This is a genomic window from Streptomyces sp. NPDC044061 (assembly GCF_056434305.1).
In genome coordinates this window covers 176,577-191,897 of sequence record NZ_JBWKFL010000016.1, presented here as the reverse complement: position 1 = coordinate 191,897, position 15,321 = coordinate 176,577, and the positions used below count along the sequence as shown (strand labels likewise).

Genomic DNA, 15,321 nt, shown 5'->3' with positions numbered 1-15,321 from the left:
CGAGGTCACTCCACGCCGATGAGCAGCAGTGCTCCTTGGCGGCCGCCCCGGTACACCACCGTGTCCACCGCGAGGTAGGACTCGCGCACGCGTGCCTCCAGGTGGTCGGCGACGCCCCCGGGCGCCTCGTCGCCGACGACGAGGGTGACCAGTTCGCCGCCGGCCTGGAGCATGCGGTCCAGGACGGTCTCGGCGGTGGCGGTGACGTCGGGGCCGATCACCGCCACGTCCCCGTCGATCAGGCCCAGCACGTCCCCGGCCTGGCAGATGCCGGCCGTGGTCCAGGACTGGCGTTCCGCGACGACGACCTCGGCGTACCGGGTGGCGCCCGCCGCCGAGGTCATCTGGACGACGTCCTCGTCGAACCGGCGGTCGGGCTCGTGCACGGCGAGCGCGGCGATGCCCTGGACCGCCGAGCGGGTCGGGATCAGGGCCACCCGGATGCCCTCGGCGCGGGCCTGCTCGGCCGCGGCGGCGGCCGTGTGGCGCAGCTCGGCGTCGTTGGGCAGCAGCACGACCTCGCGCGCGTGGGCGCGCCGTACGGCCTGGACCAGCTCACCGCTGGCGGGCGGCTCCCCGGGGCGCGCGAGGACGGCGGTCGCGCCGGCCTCGGTGTACAGCCCGGCCAGGCCCTCGCCGGGCACGACGGCGACGACGGCCCGCTGGGCGCGCTCGCGCGGCGGCCGTTCGCCGCCGGTGTGGACGTCACCGACGCCGAAGTGCGTGATCCGGATCCGGTGGGGCCGCCCGGCCTCGACGCCCGCCTCCACGGCGGCGCCCGCGTCGTCGACGTGCACATGGACGTTCCACAGTCCGTCGCCGCCGACCACGACGAGGGAGTCCCCGAGGGCGTCGAGCCGCTCGCGCAGCCGGGCCACGGCCTCGTCGCCGGACTCCAGGAGATAGATCACCTCGTAGGCGGGGCCTCCGACCTCGGCGCCCTCGGCGCACAGGTCTGCCTCGGAAACGGCCTCCGCGCGCGCGTGCGCGTCGGAAACGGCTCCGGAGACGGCTTCCGGCGCCTTCGGGGCCTCGCGCACCGCGTCCCGTACCGCCTCGCGCGCCGGCTCCCGCAGCGCCTCCCCCGTGAACGCCTCCACCAGCGCCCCCAGCACCGCCACGAGCCCGCTGCCGCCCGCGTCGACCACACCGGCCCGCTCCAGCACGGCCAGTTGTCCCGGGGTCGCCGCCAGCGCCTCCCTGGCCCCCTCGTAGGCGGCCCGCGCGACGGACCCGCAGTCGCCCTCGGCCGTCTCGGCGGCCTCCGCCGCGGCGGAGGCGACCGTCAGCACCGTGCCCTCGACCGGGTGGGCCACGGCCTCGCGGGCGGAGTCGGCGGCGTGCCGCAGGGCCAGGCGCAGCCCCGCGCCGTCGGTGTGGGCGGCGTCGTCCGCCCGTGCCTCGGCCAGCACCTGGGCCATGCCCCGCAGCAGCTGGGCGAGGATCGTCCCGGAGTTGCCCCGGGCCCCTATGAGCGCCCCGTGGGCCATCGCGCGCACGGCGTCCGCGAGAGAGGGCTCCTGCGTGCCCGTCCCGTACCCGGCGAAGACGGCCTCCACGGCGGTCGCCGCGGATTCGAGGGTGAGGTAGAGATTCGTCCCGGTGTCGCCGTCGGCCACGGGATAGACGTTGATCGCGTCGATCTCCTCGCGCGCCCGCCCCAGTGCCCGCAGCGCCAGACCGCACCAGGTGCGCACCGCGAGAGCATCGAGTGTCTGCGGCACCTGCGCCACCTGCGCCTCCCTGAGCTGCTTGGACGTCGGACGCAGCGTAGACCCCGGAGCGGTGTCCTCCGGAAGAGGGCCGGGAGCGGACCCCTGAGCTGCCATGGTAGTTTCGTTGTACGGACGCAGTCGTTGTATGCTGCTCCGGTTGCCCGATCCCGATCGGGCCATTCCCCCTGGCAACGCCACTCAAGATCTCAGGTCTTAGGATCTCGATCCCGGCATGCCGGGATCAACCGTAAGTGCATCTGAAGTCTTTGGAGTGACCCGTGGCTGCCAACTGCGACGTCTGCGGCAAGGGGCCGGGCTTCGGCAACAACATCTCGTTTTCGCACCGCCGTACGTCCCGCCGCTGGAACCCGAACATCCAGCGTGTGCGTACCGTGGTCGGCGGGACGCCGAAGCGCGTGAACGCTTGCACCTCGTGCATCAAGGCCGGCAAGGTCTCGCGCTGACGCATCAGCTGAGCGCGCGGCCACTGCCTGGTCCGCTGCACTGAGCCGGTCCACCTGCGGGTGGGCCGGCTTTTTGCCGTACCCGGGCTCAGGCCCGGAACCGCCACCCGTGGTCCACCGGCCCGATCCCCGCGCCCAGCGCGAACCCGGCCGCGATCGCCCCGGTGACGTACTCCTTGGCCTGCGTGACCGCCTCCGGCACGGTCAGCCCCTTCGCCAGCCCGGAGGCGATCGCGGACGCCAGCGTGCAGCCCGTGCCGTGGGTGTGCCGGTTGTCGAGGCGGGGCGCACGCAGGAGGTACTCGTCGTGACCGTCCGTGAGCAGGTCCACGGCGGCCCCGGACAGATGGCCGCCCTTGATCAGCGCCCAGCGCGGCCCGTACTCCAGCACGGCCGCCGCGGCCCGTCGTAGATCGTCCTCGGACTCGACCCGTACCCCCGTGAGTTGGGCCACCTCGTCCAGGTTGGGGGTCGCCACGGTCGCCACCGGCAGCAGCTTCGTGCGCACCGAGTCCAGCGCGGAGGCGGCGAGCAGCGGGTCGCCGTGCTTGGAGACGCCCACCGGGTCCACCACGGCGGGTGCGTCCGTACCGGAGATCAACTCGGCGACCGCCTCGACCAGTTCGGCCGAGGCCAGCATGCCGGTCTTCACGGCCTGTACGCCGATGTCGTCGACCACGCTGCGGTACTGGGCCCGTACGGCCTCCACCGGCAGTTCCCAGGCGCCCTGCACGCCCACCGAGTTCTGCGCGGTCACGGCCGTGATCACGCTCATCCCGTGCACGCCGAGCGCGAGCATCGTCTTCAGGTCGGCCTGGATGCCCGCCCCACCGCCGGAGTCCGAGCCCGCCACCGTGAGCACCCGGGGGATCATGACTCGATGTCCCCGAAGTGGTCCCAGCCGCCCTTGCTGGTCCAGGGCGCACCGTCGACGGTCACCTGGGGCAGCGCCGAGGGGTTGAGGACCTCGCCGATGACCTTCCAGCGGGCCGGCAGCTTGGCGTCCGGCGGGAAGGTCGCCACGATCGCGTGGTCCTCTCCCCCGGTCAGCACCCACTGCAGCGGGTCGACGCCGACGGCCTGCCCGATGTCGTTCATCTGCGTCGGGATGTCGATCGCGCCGGAGCGGATGTCGATGCGGACCTTGCTGGCCTCGGCGATGTGCCCGAGGTCGGCGATCAGGCCGTCGCTCACGTCGCACATCGCGGTCGCGCCGAGCGCGGCGGCGGCCGGGCCCGCGTGGTACGGCGGTTCGGGGCGCCGGTGGGCCTCCACGAAGGCGCGCGGGGAGCGGAAGCCGCGGGAGAGCACCGCGAAGCCGGCCGCGGACCAGCCCAGCCAGCCCGTGACGGCGACAAGGTCGCCGGGCTGCGCGCCCGCCCGGGTCACCGGCTCCTGGTTGCGCAGGTCGCCGAGCGCGGTGATCGACACCATGATCGTGTCGCCGCGTACGACGTCACCGCCGACCACGGAGGCTCCCGCGACCTGGCACTCGTCGCGCAGTCCGTCCATCAGCTCGCTGGGCCAGGTGACCGGGAGTTCGGCCGGGACGACCAGACCGAGCAGCAGCGCGGTCGGCACGGCGCCCATCGCGGCGATGTCCGCGAGGTTCTGCGCCGCCGCCTTGCGCCCGACGTCGTAGGCCGTGGACCAGTCGCGGCGGAAGTGCCGCCCCTCCAGCAGGATGTCGGTGCTCGCCACCACCCGGCGGTCGGGCGCGGCGACCACCGCGGCGTCGTCACCGGGGCCGACCCGGACCACCGGGGTGGTGGTGAGACGGGAGGTCAGCTCCCTGATGAGCCCGAACTCACCTAGCTCACCCACTGTGCCCTTCATTGCCTCAAGCCCCTTCTGTGCCTGTCCGTGCCCGGTCGCGCGTCATCAGTGTCCCCGATACCGTCTAGGTGACCGTCAACTTCTGTCGTGCCTGCACCCTGGCGCGCAAGCCCGGTTCCCGCAGGTCTCCCCGCGGGGAGCGGCAACGCGATACCGTGGCGTTCCTTTTCCCCACATGATCCTCGTGGCCGCCCTGGAGGTTCCGTGGTACAGGCGTACATCCTGATCCAGACGGAGGTCGGCAAGGCGTCGACCGTCGCCGAGACGATCAGCAAGATCCCTGGAGTGATCCAGGCCGAGGACGTGACGGGACCGTACGACGTCATCGTGCGCGCCCAGGCCGACACGGTGGACGACCTCGGACGCATGGTGGTCGCGAAGGTCCAGCAAGTGGACGGCATCACCCGCACCCTGACCTGTCCGGTCGTGCATCTGTAGCCCCCGTCTACCCTTGGCCGGTGAACATCTTCCGCCACCGGCCCCTCGGCCTGCTCGCGCCCGCGCTCCTGATCGCGGTCGCGGGCTGCTCCTCAGCAGACGACAGCGCCACGGTGGCGGTTCCCAGCCCCGACGCGAGGACGGCGAAGGTGTGCCGGGATCTGCACCGGGTGCTGCCCGAGAAGCTGGACGGACGTGGCCGCGCCGACCCCGAGCCCCGGTCCGCCTACACGGCGGGCTGGGGAAGCCCGGCGATCATACTGCGCTGCGGTGTCGCACGGCCGCCGAAGATGGTCGATCCGAAGGTGGCCGAGGGCGGGGACCCCGACGCCGTGGCGGGCGGGGTGAACGGCGTCGACTGGCTGATGGAGAAGCAGGACGACGGCACCTGGCGGTTCACCACGGCGAACCGCGCGGCCTACGTGCAGGTGAGCCTGCCGAAGGGGATGTCCGGGCAGGAGGAGGGCACCTCGGTGCTCACCGGACTCGCGGCCTCCGTCAAGAAGGCGATCCCCGAGGGGATCGCCTCCATGCGATGACGGTGGTACGCCCCTGCCTCCCGGCGTCTAGCGCAGGCCCGTCGAGCGGCGCAGCGCGGCCTGCACCAGCCGGTCGATCAGCTCCGGGTAGCTGACGCCGGTGGCCTGCCACATCTGCGGGTACATCGAGATCGGCGTGAAGCCGGGCAGGGTGTTGATCTCGTTGATCACGAACTCGCCGTCCTCGGTGAGGAAGAAGTCCGCGCGGACCAGGCCCTCGCAGGAGGCCGCCTCGAAGGCGTCGACCGCGAGCCGCCGCACCTCGGCGGTCTCCTCGTCGGTCAGCGGGGCCGGAACGATGCCGGGCGTGGAGTCGATGTACTTGGCCTCGAAGTCGTAGTACGCGTGCGCGTCCGGCGGCGGGATCTCGGCCGGGACGGAGGCCCGCGGGCCGTCCTCGAACTCCAGGACGCCGCACTCGATCTCGCGGCCGCGCACCGCGGCCTCCACCAGGATCTTCGGGTCGTGGCGCTGGGCCTCGGCGATCGCCTCGTCCAGACCGGAGAGGTCGTCGACCTTGGTGATGCCGATCGACGAACCCGCGCGCGCGGGCTTCACGAACAGCGGCCAGCCGTGCTCGCCGGCGAAGTCGACGATCTTCCGGCGGGCGGCGGACTCGTCCCGCTCCCACTCGCGGGGCCGGATCACCACGTACGGGCCCACCTTGAGCCCGAAGGAGGTGAACACCCGCTTCATGTACTCCTTGTCCTGGCCGACGGCCGAGGCGAGCACGCCCGAGCCCACGTACGGCACCCCGGACAGCTCCAGGAGGCCCTGGAGGGTGCCGTCCTCGCCGTACGGGCCGTGCAGCACCGGGAAGACCACGTCGACCTCGCCGAGCGCCTTGGGCACGGCGCCGGGCTCGCTGTAGACGACCTCGCGGTTGGCGGGGTCGACGGGGAGCACCACGCCGCCCTCGGTGGACTCCGCCAGGTCCGCGACCTCGGGGGTACGCCGGTCGGTGATGCCCATCCGCTCCGGCTCGTCGGCCGTCAGGGCCCAACGGCCGTCCCGGGTGATGCCGATCGGCAGGACGTCGTACCTGGTCCGGTCGATGGCCTTGAGGACGGCGCCGGCGGTGACCACGGAGATCCCGTGTTCGGAGCTGCGGCCGCCGAACACGACGGCCACGCGCGGCTTGCGGAACGGCTGCTCAGGGCTCTGGGGGAGGTTCTCGGTGCTCATATCGCGTTGAGAGTACCCGTTGGTAGAGCCCGGATACAGCGTCGCCGGGCCGCCGAAAGAAGGGCGTCGCTCAGCGTCGCTCGGCCTTCGCGCTGCGCGACATCAGCTCCTTGAGAGCGACCACCGGCGGCTTGCCCTCGTGCACGATGTCCACGACCGTCTCGGCGATGGGCATCTCGACACCGTGCCGGCGGGCCAGATCGGCCACGGACTCGCAGGACTTGACGCCCTCGGCGGTCTGCTTGGTGACGGCGATGGTCTCCTCGAGGGTCATGCCCTTGCCGAGGTTGGTGCCGAAGGTGTGGTTGCGGGACAGCGGCGAGGAACAGGTGGCCACCAGGTCGCCGAGGCCCGCGAGTCCGGAGAAGGTCAGCGGGTCGGCGCCGAGCGCCATGCCGAGCCGGGTGGTCTCGGCCAGGCCCCGGGTGATTAGCGAGCCCTTGGCGTTGTCCCCGAGGCCCATGCCGTCCGCGATGCCGACCGCGAGGCCGATGACGTTCTTGACCGCGCCGCCGAGTTCGCAGCCGACGACGTCGGTGTTCGTGTACGGCCGGAAGTACGGCGTGTGGCAGGCGGCCTGGAGGCGCTGGGCGACCGTCTCGTCGGTGCAGGCCACCACGGCGGCGGCGGGCATGCGGGCGGCGATCTCCCGGGCCAGGTTGGGTCCGGTGACGACGGCGATGCGGTCGGCGCCGACCTTGGCGACGTCGTCGATCACCTCGCTCATGCGCATGGTGGAGCCGAGTTCGACGCCCTTCATCAGGGAGACGAGGACGGTGCCGGGCGCGAGCAGCGGGACCCACTCGGCGAGGTTGGCGCGCAGGGTCTGGGAGGGGACGGCGAGGACGGTGAAGTCCGCGTCGCGCAGGGCCTCGGCGGCGTCCGCGGTGGCGCGCAGGCTCTCCGGGAGTTCGACCCCGGGCAGGTAGTCGGGGTTCGTCCGCGTGGAGTTGACCGCCTCGGCCAGCTCGGGGCGGCGCGCCCACAGGGTGACCTCGCAGCCCGCGTCGGCGAGGACCATGCCGAAGGCGGTGCCCCAGGAGCCGGTGCCCATGACGGCCGCCCGGACAGGCTTGCTCACTTGCCGCTCTCCTCTTCCGCGCCGCTGTGGGAGACCTCGGTGCCGGCCGGCGCGGTCTCCGGCTCGGCGAGCGGGTCCTCCTCGCCCGGCTGCGAGATCCCCCGGCCGGTCTGCGCACGGGTCTTGCGGCGCTGCTCGATCCGCTCGCGGCGCGGGTCGTAGGGGGTCTCGGGCGCCTTCTCGCCGCGGATCTCCTCCAGCTGGCGGGTGACGGCCGCCATGATGACCTCGGTGGCCTCCCGCAGGAGGTCGGCGGTCATCTCCTTGTCGTAGAAGCGGGAGAGGTCCACGGGCGGGCCCGCGAGGACCTGGTGGGTCTTGCGCGGGAAGAGGTGGGGCTTCTTCGCGTAGGGCGGCAGCAGTTCGTTGCAGCCCCACTGGGCGACCGGGATCACCGGGCACTTGGTCTGCAGGGCGACCCGGGCCGCGCCGGTCTTGGCGGTCATGGGCCAGCCGTCCGGGTCGCGGGTGAGAGTGCCCTCGGGGTAGAAGGCGACGCACTCGCCGCGCTCCACGGCGTCGATCGCGGCGCGGAAGGCGCTGAGCGCGTCCGTGCTCTCGCGGTAGACCGGGATCTGCCCGGTGCCGCGCATCGCGGCACCGACGAATCCCTTCTTGAAAAGTCCGCTCTTCGCCAGGAATCGCGGAACCCGTCCGGTGTTGTACTGATAGTGCGCGTACGCGAAGGGGTCCACGTGGGAATTGTGGTTCACCGCGGTGATAAATCCACCGTCGGCCGGAATGTTCTCCATTCCACGCCAGTCCCGCTTGATCAGAACCACCAGCGGCGGTTTGCAGAGGACCGCTGCGAAGCGGTACCAGAACCCGATTCTGCGGCGGGACACGCGGACACCTTCCTCTAGGACTTGCTCCGGGCCCGGGGGCCGCACAAGTGTCGCCCCGGACCGCCGGTCTGTCGAGAACACCGTACGCCCGACCGTCACCCGGCACCGCGCCGGCAGGGAGCTTCGCACGCCTCCCCGATCCCGCCGGGGCGGCCGCCCCGGGTGACAATGACCGCGACTAGAGAGGGGCGGTACGCCGGTGCAGTGGACCTTGGTCATCCCCCTGAAGCCCCTGGCGCGGGCCAAGAGCAGGCTCTCGGACACCGCCGCCGACGGGGTGCGTCCGGGGCTGGCCCTCGCGTTCGCGCAGGACACGGTGGCCGCGGCGCTGGCCTGCCCGGCCGTGACGGATGTGGCGGTCGTCACGGACGACGCCGTGGCCGGCCGGGAACTGGCGGCCCTGGGCGCCCGGATCGTCCCCGACGTTCCGGGCAGCGGCCTCAACGCCGCTCTCACGCACGGGGCGGGCGTCGTACGGGAAACCAGCCCCCGCGCCGCCGTCGCGGCGCTGAACGCCGATCTTCCGGCCCTTCGCCCGCTGGAATTGTCCCGGGTGCTGAACGCGGCAGCCGAATTCCCGCGTGCTTTTCTCGCGGACGCGGCCGCACTGGGCACGACCCTGCTGGCCGCTGTCCCGGACCAGGAATTGCACCCGTCGTTCGGCGTCGATTCCCGGGCCCGGCACCGCGCCCGCGGTGCCACGGAACTCCGGCTCACCGAGGTCGATTCGGTAAGGCAGGACGTGGACACCGGCGACGACCTGCGCGCGGCCCTGGCGCTGGGGGTCGGACGGTACACGGCGGCGGTGTCGGCGGGGTTGCTGATTCCGGGTTCCTGAGGCACCCGGTGCGGGCCGGACCGACGGAACTGCAGCCCCCGAGGCGCGGGGAACCGCGCGACCAGCCACGACGCACCCGCACCCGGCAGCCGTTCGGCGAACACGACGGCGCGACCCCGCACCCCGGCGGGCATTAGGCTGGCCGTCATGCAGGCGACCGCATACACGTACGACCCCGACACCCGCAGCGGGCAGGTGCTGCTCGACGACGGCACCCCGGTGCCCTTCGACGCGGCGGCTTTCGACGCGGGCGGGCTGCGGCTGCTGCGGCCCGGGCAGCGGGTGCGGGTCGAGACGGAGGGTGCCGCCGAGGCCCTGCGGATCACCCTGGTGACGCTGCAGACGTTCTGACGTTCCCCGGAAAACGCCGCGGGCCGGGCTCCCCAGGGGAGTCCGGCCCGGCGTGAATGCCCTGAGCGACCTTACGACGTCGCCTTGCGGGCGGTGGCCTTCTTGGCGGTGGTCTTGCGGGCCGCCGACTTCTTGGCCGGGGCCTTCTTCGCGGTGACCTTCTTCGCCGGGGCCTTCTTGGCCGTCGCCTTCTTGGCGGTGGTCTTCTTCGCGGCGGTGGTCTTGGCGGTCGCCGTGGTCTTCTTGGCGGTCGCCTTCTTCGCCGTGGCCTTCTTCGCGGCGGCCGTGGTCTTCTTGGCCGGAGCCGCCTTCTTCGCCGTGACCTTCTTCGCGGCGGCCTTGGTCGTCTTCTTCGCCGCGGCCTTCTTGACCGTCGCGGCAGCACTGCCGGTCAGGCTGCCCTTGGGCGCCTTCTTGACCGACACCTCACCACCGCGCGGCAGCTTCTTCGACCCGCTCACCAGGTCCTTGAAGCCCTGGCCGGCACGGAAGCGCGGCACGGAGGTCTTCTTGACCCGAACCCGCTCGCCCGTCTGAGGGTTGCGGGCGTAGCGGGCGGGGCGGTCCACCTTCTCGAAGGACCCGAAGCCGGTGACCGAGACCCGCTCGCCCGCGACGACCGCGCGGACGATGGCGTCCAGGACATGATCGACAGCCTCGGCGGCCTGCTGGCGGCCGCCCACCTTCTCGGCAATCGCTTCTACGAGCTGCGCCTTGTTCACGTCTTCCCCTTCGGAGACATCGCCAGAACGAAAGTGTTCAAGCTTTTTCGCACGTTAGGCAGATATATACCGCAAATCAAACACGAAACGGGCTTATCACCCTTGTGCCGCAACGGACTCGGTTGTCCCGGGCTGTTCAGCGGTCCTCTTCGGGGATCCGACCCTCGTCGAGGTCCTTGGTGAACCGCTCGAGCCGCCGTGCCGCGCCGGCGAGATCGTGCTTGGCCGCGGCCGTAATGACCAGCAGCTTCCGGGTCAGCGCCATCCGTACGCCCTCCGGGACTTGCAGTGCGCGCACCCTCGAGTGCGCTTCCTTGAGCTGGTTCGCGACCGCCGTATAGAGCTCGAGTTGGCCGTCGTGTCCCATGCACAGATTGTGCCATCTGGGGCGAGTTGTCGCCTGCGCAGGGTGCAACTGCCGCCTCGGACAGTCGTCCCGGCCGTTTCGGACGCCTCGGCCCCACTGATCGCTTACCCGGCCAACCACCCTCCTAACGTGGGAAGTTGAGTGAGCCGCCGGACGGGTACGGGGCCGTTCGGGTGCAGACATGGCTGTACCCCCAATCGTGGCGATCGGGGGTACAGAGGGGGTGTTGCGATGACCGAAACTCGACTTGTCCGGTCGCCCGGGCTCAGATCTGGAGCGTGCGCGGCTTGTAGGCGGGCCGCTTGCCCTCGTAGGCGGCGATGTCGGCCTCGTTCTGGAGGGTGATGGAGATGTCGTCCAGGCCGTTCAGCAGCCGCCAGCGGGAGTTCTCGTCCAGCTCGAAGGAGGCGGTGATGCCCTCGGCGCGAACCTCACGAGCCTCAAGGTCCACAGTGACCTCAGCAGTGGGGTCCGCCTCGGTCAGCTCCCACAGCGCGTCCACGACCTTCTGGTCGAGAACCACGGTGAGCAGGCCGTTCTTCAGCGAGTTGCCCCGGAAGATGTCCGCGAAGCGGGAGGAGATCACGGCCTTGAAGCCGTAGTTCTGCAGCGCCCAGACGGCGTGCTCGCGGGAGGAGCCGGTGCCGAAGTCGGGACCCGCGACCAGGACGGTGGCGCCCTGCCGCTCGGGCCGGTTGAGGACGAAGGACCCGTCCTTGCGCCAGGCCTCGAACAGACCGTCCTCGAAGCCGTCCCGGGTCACCTTCTTGAGCCAGTGAGCAGGGATGATCTGGTCGGTGTCGACGTTGCTGCGGCGCAGCGGGACGGCCCGGCCGGTGTGCGTGGTGAAGGCTTCCATGATTCTCAGACTCCAGCGGGCGCGGGGGCGTCGGACAGATCGGCGGGCGAGGCCAGGTGGCCCAGGACGGCGGTCGCGGCCGCGACCTGCGGCGACACCAGGTGGGTACGGCCGCCCTTGCCCTGCCGGCCCTCGAAGTTGCGGTTGGAGGTGGAGGCGGAACGCTCGCCCGGGGCGAGCTGGTCGGGGTTCATGCCGAGGCACATCGAGCAGCCCGCGTGCCGCCATTCGGCGCCGGCCTCCTTGAAGACCACGTCCAGGCCCTCGGAGACGGCCTGCAGACCGACCCGCGCGGAGCCCGGGACGACCAGCATCCGTACGCCGTCGGCGACTTTGCGGTCGCGCAGCAGGTCCGCGGCGGCACGCAGGTCCTCGATACGGCCGTTGGTGCAGGAGCCTACGAAGACGGTGTCCACCTTGATGGAGCGCAGCGGCTGACCGGCCTCCAACCCCATGTATTCCAGGGCCTTTTCGGCGGTCAGACGCTCCGAAGCGTCTTCGTACGAAGCCGGGTCGGGGACGGACGCCGAAAGCGGCGCGCCCTGGCCGGGGTTGGTGCCCCAGGTGACGAACGGCGACAGCGCGTCGGCGTCGATGACGACCTCGGCGTCGAAGACGGCGTCCTCGTCCGTCTTCAGGGTCTTCCAGTACTCGACCGCCGCGTCCCAGTCGGCGCCCTCGGGGGCGTGCGGACGGCCCTTGAGGTACTCGAAGGTGGTCTCGTCGGGGGCGATCATGCCCGCGCGGGCACCGGCCTCGATCGACATGTTGCAGATGGTCATCCGGGCCTCCATCGAGAGCTTCTCGATGGCGGAGCCGCGGTACTCCAGGATGTAGCCCTGGCCGCCGCCGGTGCCGATCTTCGCGATGATCGCCAGGATCAGGTCCTTGGCGGTGACACCGTCGGGCAGCTCGCCCTCGACCGTGATGGCCATGGTCTTGGGGCGGGCCAGCGGCAGCGTCTGGGTGGCCAGCACGTGCTCCACCTGGGAGGTGCCGATGCCGAACGCCAGCGCGCCGAAGGCACCGTGCGTGGAGGTGTGCGAGTCGCCGCAGACGACGGTCGTGCCGGGCTGGGTCAGACCCAGCTGCGGACCCACGACGTGCACGACGCCCTGCTCGACGTCGCCCAGCGGGTGCAGGCGCACACCGAACTCGGCGCAGTTCTTGCGCAGCGTCTCCAGCTGGGCGCGGGAGACCGGGTCGGCGATGGGCTTGTCGATGTCGAGGGTCGGGGTGTTGTGGTCCTCGGTCGCGATGGTGAGGTCGAGGCGGCGCACCTTGCGACCGCCGAGCCGCAGACCGTCGAACGCCTGCGGGCTGGTCACCTCGTGCAGCAGGTGCAGATCGATGAAGAGGAGGTCGGGCTCGCCCTCGGCGCGCCGGACGACGTGGTCGTCCCAGACCTTCTCCGCGAGTGTCCTACCCATCGCTTTCCCTCCGGCCGGCAAAGGTGCGCCGGCCCAACTAGAGATCTTGAGGAGGCGACTGCCCGCGCCCCAGATACGGGCGTCCGCCGCCGGGCCCGTTTGGTCCGTGGGCCGTTGTGTCTTCAAGGGTGTCGCAGTCCACGGAAAATTGAACTTGCGTTTCACAGAGTGAGACGCGAGTATCGTTGCATGGACAACAGTAGCGGCGTCGGCGTTCTGGACAAGGCGGCACTCGTCCTGAGCGCTCTGGAGTCCGGTCCGGCCACCCTCGCGGGTCTGGTCGGGGCGACCGGACTGGCACGACCCACGGCTCACCGCCTGGCCGTGGCTTTGGAACACCACCGGATGGTGGCACGCGACATGCAGGGCCGGTTCATCCTCGGCCCGCGTCTCGCGGAACTGGCGGCGGCGGCCGGCGAGGACCGCCTGCTCGCCACGGCGGGCCCCGTGCTCACCCACCTCCGCGATGTCACCGGCGAGAGCGCACAGCTCTACCGTCGCCAGGGTGACATGCGGATCTGCGTGGCCGCGGCGGAACGCCTGTCCGGCCTGCGCGACACGGTCCCGGTCGGCTCCACGCTGACCATGAAGGCCGGCTCCTCGGCGCAGATCCTGATGGCCTGGGAGGAGCCCGAGCGACTGCACCGCGGACTGCAGGGCGCACGCTTCACGGCGACGGCCCTGTCGGGCGTACGGCGGCGCGGCTGGGCCCAGTCCATCGGCGAGCGCGAGCCGGGCGTCGCGTCCGTCTCGGCGCCCGTACGCGGCCCCTCCAACCGCGTGGTGGCCGCCGTGTCCGTCTCCGGCCCCATCGAGCGCCTGACCCGCCACCCGGGCCGCATGCACGCCCAGGCGGTCATCGACGCCGCGGCCCGCCTCTCGGAGGCCCTGCGCCGCTCGGGCTGAGCGCCCGGACACCACCGACGTCACAGTGGAGGGCCTGCCTCAACGCCGCGGCAGGCCCTCCACTGTCCCCCGTCCCCGTCAGACGGTCTCCTGCGAGGCCGGCGCCTTCTGCGCCCGGTACGCGAACCGGTCCTTGGCGTACCGTCCACGCCTCTCCAACGGCACCTGGCCGTGCGCGGCCGCGAGGCCGAACGCCGGCATGTCCCCGTAGATCGCCTCGTAGGACCCCTCCGGCACGACGTACGCCTCGTGCCAGATCCCGACCTGCCCGCGCAGCTTCCCGGCGCGCTCCTTGCGGTTGAGCCGCGCCCAGGCCTTGTGGTGGAAGGCGTCCGGCGCGCTCGCGTAGGCGTAGAGCTTCTCCTTGGACTCCCAGTACTGCACGACGTAGTAGGTCCGCGGTGACGCGGTCAGCAGGACCCGGCTGCGCAGGCCCCGCGCGGGATCCTTCTCCAGCTCCCGCAGCATGCGGAGCATCGCGAGCATCACCGGCAGCCACACGTGAACGGCCCAGAAGCGGTTGATGCGCATGCCGATCAACAGGACGACGACCTCGCCCTTCGCGTCAGCGGTCGTACGGGACACCATGGCCTCGTCCCCCTCATTGGCGAGCGGTGCTATCCGATGGGTGATGATTGGATAGTGGCACTTCCCAAGGAGAGGCACAAGGGATGCGGCTGTCGGAGCTGAGCAAGCACAGCGGTGTGTCCACCGCGACGATCAAGTACTACCTGCGTGAAGGCCTGTTGCCGCCGGGCCGCCAGATCAACGCCACGACGGCCGAGTACGACGAGGAGCACGTGCGCCGGCTGCGGCTGGTACGGGCGATGATCCAGGTGGGCGGGGTGCCGGTGGCGAAGGTGCGCGAGGTGCTCGGGCACGTGGACGACGACTCCCTGGGCCGCTCGATCCGCCTGGGCGCGGCGCTGTGGGCACTGCCGCAGGTGCCGGAACCGGACGAGGACGACGAGTACGTCCGGGCCGCGCACCAGGAGGTCGCCACGCTCCTGGACCGGCTCGGCTGGCAGAACGCCAAGCAGCTCACGTCCGTCTCCCCCGCGTACCGCTCGCTGGTGGTGGCGGTGGCGGCGTTCCGCCGGCTCGGCTACGACTGGGGGGCCGAACAGCTCGCGCCGTACGCGGAGTTGATGCACCGGACAGCCGTCCTCGACCTGGACAACATGGAGACGCACCCGTCGGGGGCGGAGCGGATCGAGTTCGCGGTTCTGGGGGCGATCCTCAACGAGCCGTTGCTGCAGGCGCTGCACCGGCTGGCCCAGGAGGAGGAGACGACCCGGCGGTACGGCTTCGAGTAGCCGCCGCCGGGCACGGCGAAGGCCCTCCGCCTGAGCGAAGGGCCTTCGTCTTGTACCCCCGACCGGATTCGAACCGGCGCTACCGCCTTGAGAGGGCGGCGTGCTAGGCCGCTACACAACGGGGGCGTGGACTCTGCGTTTCCGCAGGTCCGAGCTGGTCTACCTGGACTCGAACCAAGACTAACTGAACCAGAATCAGTCGTGCTGCCAATTACACCATAGACCAATGATGGTTTAGACCAGTCAGTACCCCCGACCGGATTCGAACCGGCGCTACCGCCTTGAGAGGGCGGCGTGCTAGGCCGCTACACAACGGGGGCCCTAGCGATCCCGAGCTGATCGAGATCAGTACCCCCGACCGGATTCGAACCGGCGCTACTGCCTTGAGAGGGCAGCGTGCTAGGCCGCTACACAACGGGGGCTTTGCAG

At 71.2% G+C, this 15,321-nt stretch carries 18 protein-coding genes and 4 tRNA genes; 7 read left to right on the top strand and 15 right to left on the bottom strand.

Annotated features, from left to right (window positions below; translation table 11 throughout):
• Window positions 1-5: 5 nt before the first annotated feature.
• Entirely contained in the window at window positions 6-1,733 is a 1,728-nt protein-coding gene (locus tag AC07CM_RS26575) for a DAK2 domain-containing protein (RefSeq protein WP_478878941.1), read from the bottom strand.
• A 260-nt stretch (window positions 1,734-1,993) separates the two neighbouring features.
• On the opposite strand from AC07CM_RS26575, the gene rpmB reads away from it, so the two are divergent.
• Entirely contained in the window at window positions 1,994-2,179 is a 186-nt protein-coding gene (gene rpmB / locus AC07CM_RS26570) for a 50S ribosomal protein L28 (protein ID WP_009190838.1), read from the top strand.
• A gap of 88 nt (window positions 2,180-2,267) precedes the next feature.
• On the opposite strand, the gene thiD is transcribed toward rpmB, so the two are convergent.
• A complete protein-coding gene (gene thiD, locus AC07CM_RS26565) occupies window positions 2,268-3,053 on the bottom strand; it encodes a bifunctional hydroxymethylpyrimidine kinase/phosphomethylpyrimidine kinase (RefSeq protein WP_478878940.1) in 786 nt (261 codons plus the stop codon).
• Complete coding sequence (locus AC07CM_RS26560; protein WP_478878939.1) at window positions 3,050-4,015, bottom strand: thiamine-phosphate kinase; 966 nt, start codon at window positions 4,013-4,015, stop codon at window positions 3,050-3,052. Before AC07CM_RS26560 ends, thiD begins: the two co-directional genes overlap by 4 nt.
• A gap of 204 nt (window positions 4,016-4,219) precedes the next feature.
• Here AC07CM_RS26560 and AC07CM_RS26555 point away from each other — a divergent pair, with 204 nt between their 5' ends.
• Both AC07CM_RS26555 and AC07CM_RS26550 read left to right on the top strand, forming a co-directional pair.
• On the top strand, window positions 4,220-4,453 hold the full coding sequence (locus tag AC07CM_RS26555; protein ID WP_003997603.1) for an Lrp/AsnC family transcriptional regulator: 234 nt from the start codon (window positions 4,220-4,222) through the stop codon (window positions 4,451-4,453).
• A 20-nt stretch (window positions 4,454-4,473) separates the two neighbouring features.
• Window positions 4,474-4,992: a DUF3515 domain-containing protein gene (locus tag AC07CM_RS26550; protein ID WP_478878938.1), complete on the top strand. Its 519-nt coding sequence runs from the start codon at window positions 4,474-4,476 to the stop codon at window positions 4,990-4,992.
• A gap of 27 nt (window positions 4,993-5,019) precedes the next feature.
• Here AC07CM_RS26550 and AC07CM_RS26545 read toward each other — a convergent pair whose 3' ends face one another.
• The 3 genes from AC07CM_RS26545 to AC07CM_RS26535 all read right to left on the bottom strand — a co-directional run bounded on the left by AC07CM_RS26545 (window position 5,020) and on the right by AC07CM_RS26535 (window position 8,103).
• The gene (locus AC07CM_RS26545; protein ID WP_478878937.1) at window positions 5,020-6,177 is read right to left on the bottom strand and encodes a D-alanine--D-alanine ligase family protein; all 1,158 of its coding nucleotides are present in this window, start codon (window positions 6,175-6,177) and stop codon (window positions 5,020-5,022) included.
• Window positions 6,178-6,247: 70 nt separating this feature from the next.
• On the bottom strand, window positions 6,248-7,258 hold the full coding sequence (locus tag AC07CM_RS26540) for an NAD(P)H-dependent glycerol-3-phosphate dehydrogenase (protein WP_478878936.1): 1,011 nt from the start codon (window positions 7,256-7,258) through the stop codon (window positions 6,248-6,250).
• Window positions 7,255-8,103 carry a lysophospholipid acyltransferase family protein gene (locus tag AC07CM_RS26535; RefSeq protein WP_478878935.1) on the bottom strand — a complete coding sequence of 283 codons (849 nt, stop codon included), beginning with the start codon at window positions 8,101-8,103 and terminating at the stop codon, window positions 7,255-7,257. Before AC07CM_RS26535 ends, AC07CM_RS26540 begins: the two co-directional genes overlap by 4 nt.
• A gap of 199 nt (window positions 8,104-8,302) precedes the next feature.
• Between AC07CM_RS26535 and cofC the strand changes: the two genes are divergently transcribed.
• Window positions 8,303-8,941: a 2-phospho-L-lactate guanylyltransferase gene (gene cofC / locus AC07CM_RS26530; protein ID WP_478878934.1), complete on the top strand. Its 639-nt coding sequence runs from the start codon at window positions 8,303-8,305 to the stop codon at window positions 8,939-8,941.
• A gap of 147 nt (window positions 8,942-9,088) precedes the next feature.
• Window positions 9,089-9,292 (top strand): hypothetical protein, encoded by a 204-nt coding sequence (locus AC07CM_RS26525; RefSeq protein WP_478878933.1) that lies wholly within the window; start codon window positions 9,089-9,091, stop codon window positions 9,290-9,292.
• Between the two features lie 71 nt (window positions 9,293-9,363).
• Here the strand turns inward: AC07CM_RS26525 and AC07CM_RS26520 are convergent, their stop codons facing one another.
• From AC07CM_RS26520 to leuC, 4 genes are all read right to left on the bottom strand, one after another.
• Entirely contained in the window at window positions 9,364-10,014 is a 651-nt protein-coding gene (locus AC07CM_RS26520; RefSeq protein WP_478878932.1) for an HU family DNA-binding protein, read from the bottom strand.
• A 136-nt stretch (window positions 10,015-10,150) separates the two neighbouring features.
• Window positions 10,151-10,381 (bottom strand): SCO5555 family protein, encoded by a 231-nt coding sequence (locus AC07CM_RS26515; protein ID WP_478878931.1) that lies wholly within the window; start codon window positions 10,379-10,381, stop codon window positions 10,151-10,153.
• A gap of 265 nt (window positions 10,382-10,646) precedes the next feature.
• Complete coding sequence (gene leuD, locus AC07CM_RS26510) at window positions 10,647-11,240, bottom strand: 3-isopropylmalate dehydratase small subunit (protein ID WP_478878930.1); 594 nt, start codon at window positions 11,238-11,240, stop codon at window positions 10,647-10,649.
• A gap of 5 nt (window positions 11,241-11,245) precedes the next feature.
• Window positions 11,246-12,670: a 3-isopropylmalate dehydratase large subunit gene (leuC, locus tag AC07CM_RS26505; RefSeq protein ID WP_478878929.1), complete on the bottom strand. Its 1,425-nt coding sequence runs from the start codon at window positions 12,668-12,670 to the stop codon at window positions 11,246-11,248.
• A gap of 189 nt (window positions 12,671-12,859) precedes the next feature.
• Between leuC and ndgR the strand changes: the two genes are divergently transcribed.
• Window positions 12,860-13,576 carry an IclR family transcriptional regulator NdgR gene (gene ndgR / locus AC07CM_RS26500; protein ID WP_009320373.1) on the top strand — a complete coding sequence of 239 codons (717 nt, stop codon included), beginning with the start codon at window positions 12,860-12,862 and terminating at the stop codon, window positions 13,574-13,576.
• A 78-nt stretch (window positions 13,577-13,654) separates the two neighbouring features.
• Here the strand turns inward: ndgR and AC07CM_RS26495 are convergent, their stop codons facing one another.
• Complete coding sequence (locus AC07CM_RS26495; RefSeq protein WP_478878928.1) at window positions 13,655-14,164, bottom strand: DUF4188 domain-containing protein; 510 nt, start codon at window positions 14,162-14,164, stop codon at window positions 13,655-13,657.
• Window positions 14,165-14,247: 83 nt separating this feature from the next.
• On the opposite strand from AC07CM_RS26495, the gene AC07CM_RS26490 reads away from it, so the two are divergent.
• Window positions 14,248-14,892 carry a MerR family transcriptional regulator gene (locus AC07CM_RS26490; RefSeq protein ID WP_478878927.1) on the top strand — a complete coding sequence of 215 codons (645 nt, stop codon included), beginning with the start codon at window positions 14,248-14,250 and terminating at the stop codon, window positions 14,890-14,892.
• 53 nt (window positions 14,893-14,945) lie between these two features.
• Here the strand turns inward: AC07CM_RS26490 and AC07CM_RS26485 are convergent.
• The 4 genes from AC07CM_RS26485 to AC07CM_RS26470 all read right to left on the bottom strand — a co-directional run bounded on the left by AC07CM_RS26485 (window position 14,946) and on the right by AC07CM_RS26470 (window position 15,314).
• Window positions 14,946-15,018, bottom strand: a tRNA-Glu gene (locus tag AC07CM_RS26485).
• Between the two features lie 28 nt (window positions 15,019-15,046).
• Window positions 15,047-15,118, bottom strand: a tRNA-Gln gene (locus AC07CM_RS26480).
• A 21-nt stretch (window positions 15,119-15,139) separates the two neighbouring features.
• Window positions 15,140-15,212: transfer RNA gene (locus AC07CM_RS26475), tRNA-Glu, on the bottom strand.
• 29 nt (window positions 15,213-15,241) lie between these two features.
• A tRNA-Glu gene (locus AC07CM_RS26470) sits at window positions 15,242-15,314 on the bottom strand.
• Window positions 15,315-15,321: the final 7 nt, after the last annotated feature.

Coding starts and splice junctions, on each gene's coding strand:
- thiD (WP_478878940.1), bottom strand. CDS start 3,053: ATGATCCCCCGGGTGCTCACGGTGGCGGGCTCGGACTCCGGCGGTGGG.
- AC07CM_RS26560 (WP_478878939.1), bottom strand. CDS start 4,015: ATGAAGGGCACAGTGGGTGAGCTAGGTGAGTTCGGGCTCATCAGGGAG.
- AC07CM_RS26545 (WP_478878937.1), bottom strand. CDS start 6,177: ATGAGCACCGAGAACCTCCCCCAGAGCCCTGAGCAGCCGTTCCGCAAG.
- AC07CM_RS26525 (WP_478878933.1), top strand. CDS start 9,089: ATGCAGGCGACCGCATACACGTACGACCCCGACACCCGCAGCGGGCAG.
- AC07CM_RS26515 (WP_478878931.1), bottom strand. CDS start 10,381: ATGGGACACGACGGCCAACTCGAGCTCTATACGGCGGTCGCGAACCAG.
- leuD (WP_478878930.1), bottom strand. CDS start 11,240: ATGGAAGCCTTCACCACGCACACCGGCCGGGCCGTCCCGCTGCGCCGC.
- leuC (WP_478878929.1), bottom strand. CDS start 12,670: ATGGGTAGGACACTCGCGGAGAAGGTCTGGGACGACCACGTCGTCCGG.
- ndgR (WP_009320373.1), top strand. CDS start 12,860: ATGGACAACAGTAGCGGCGTCGGCGTTCTGGACAAGGCGGCACTCGTC.
- AC07CM_RS26495 (WP_478878928.1), bottom strand. CDS start 14,164: ATGGTGTCCCGTACGACCGCTGACGCGAAGGGCGAGGTCGTCGTCCTG.
- AC07CM_RS26490 (WP_478878927.1), top strand. CDS start 14,248: ATGCGGCTGTCGGAGCTGAGCAAGCACAGCGGTGTGTCCACCGCGACG.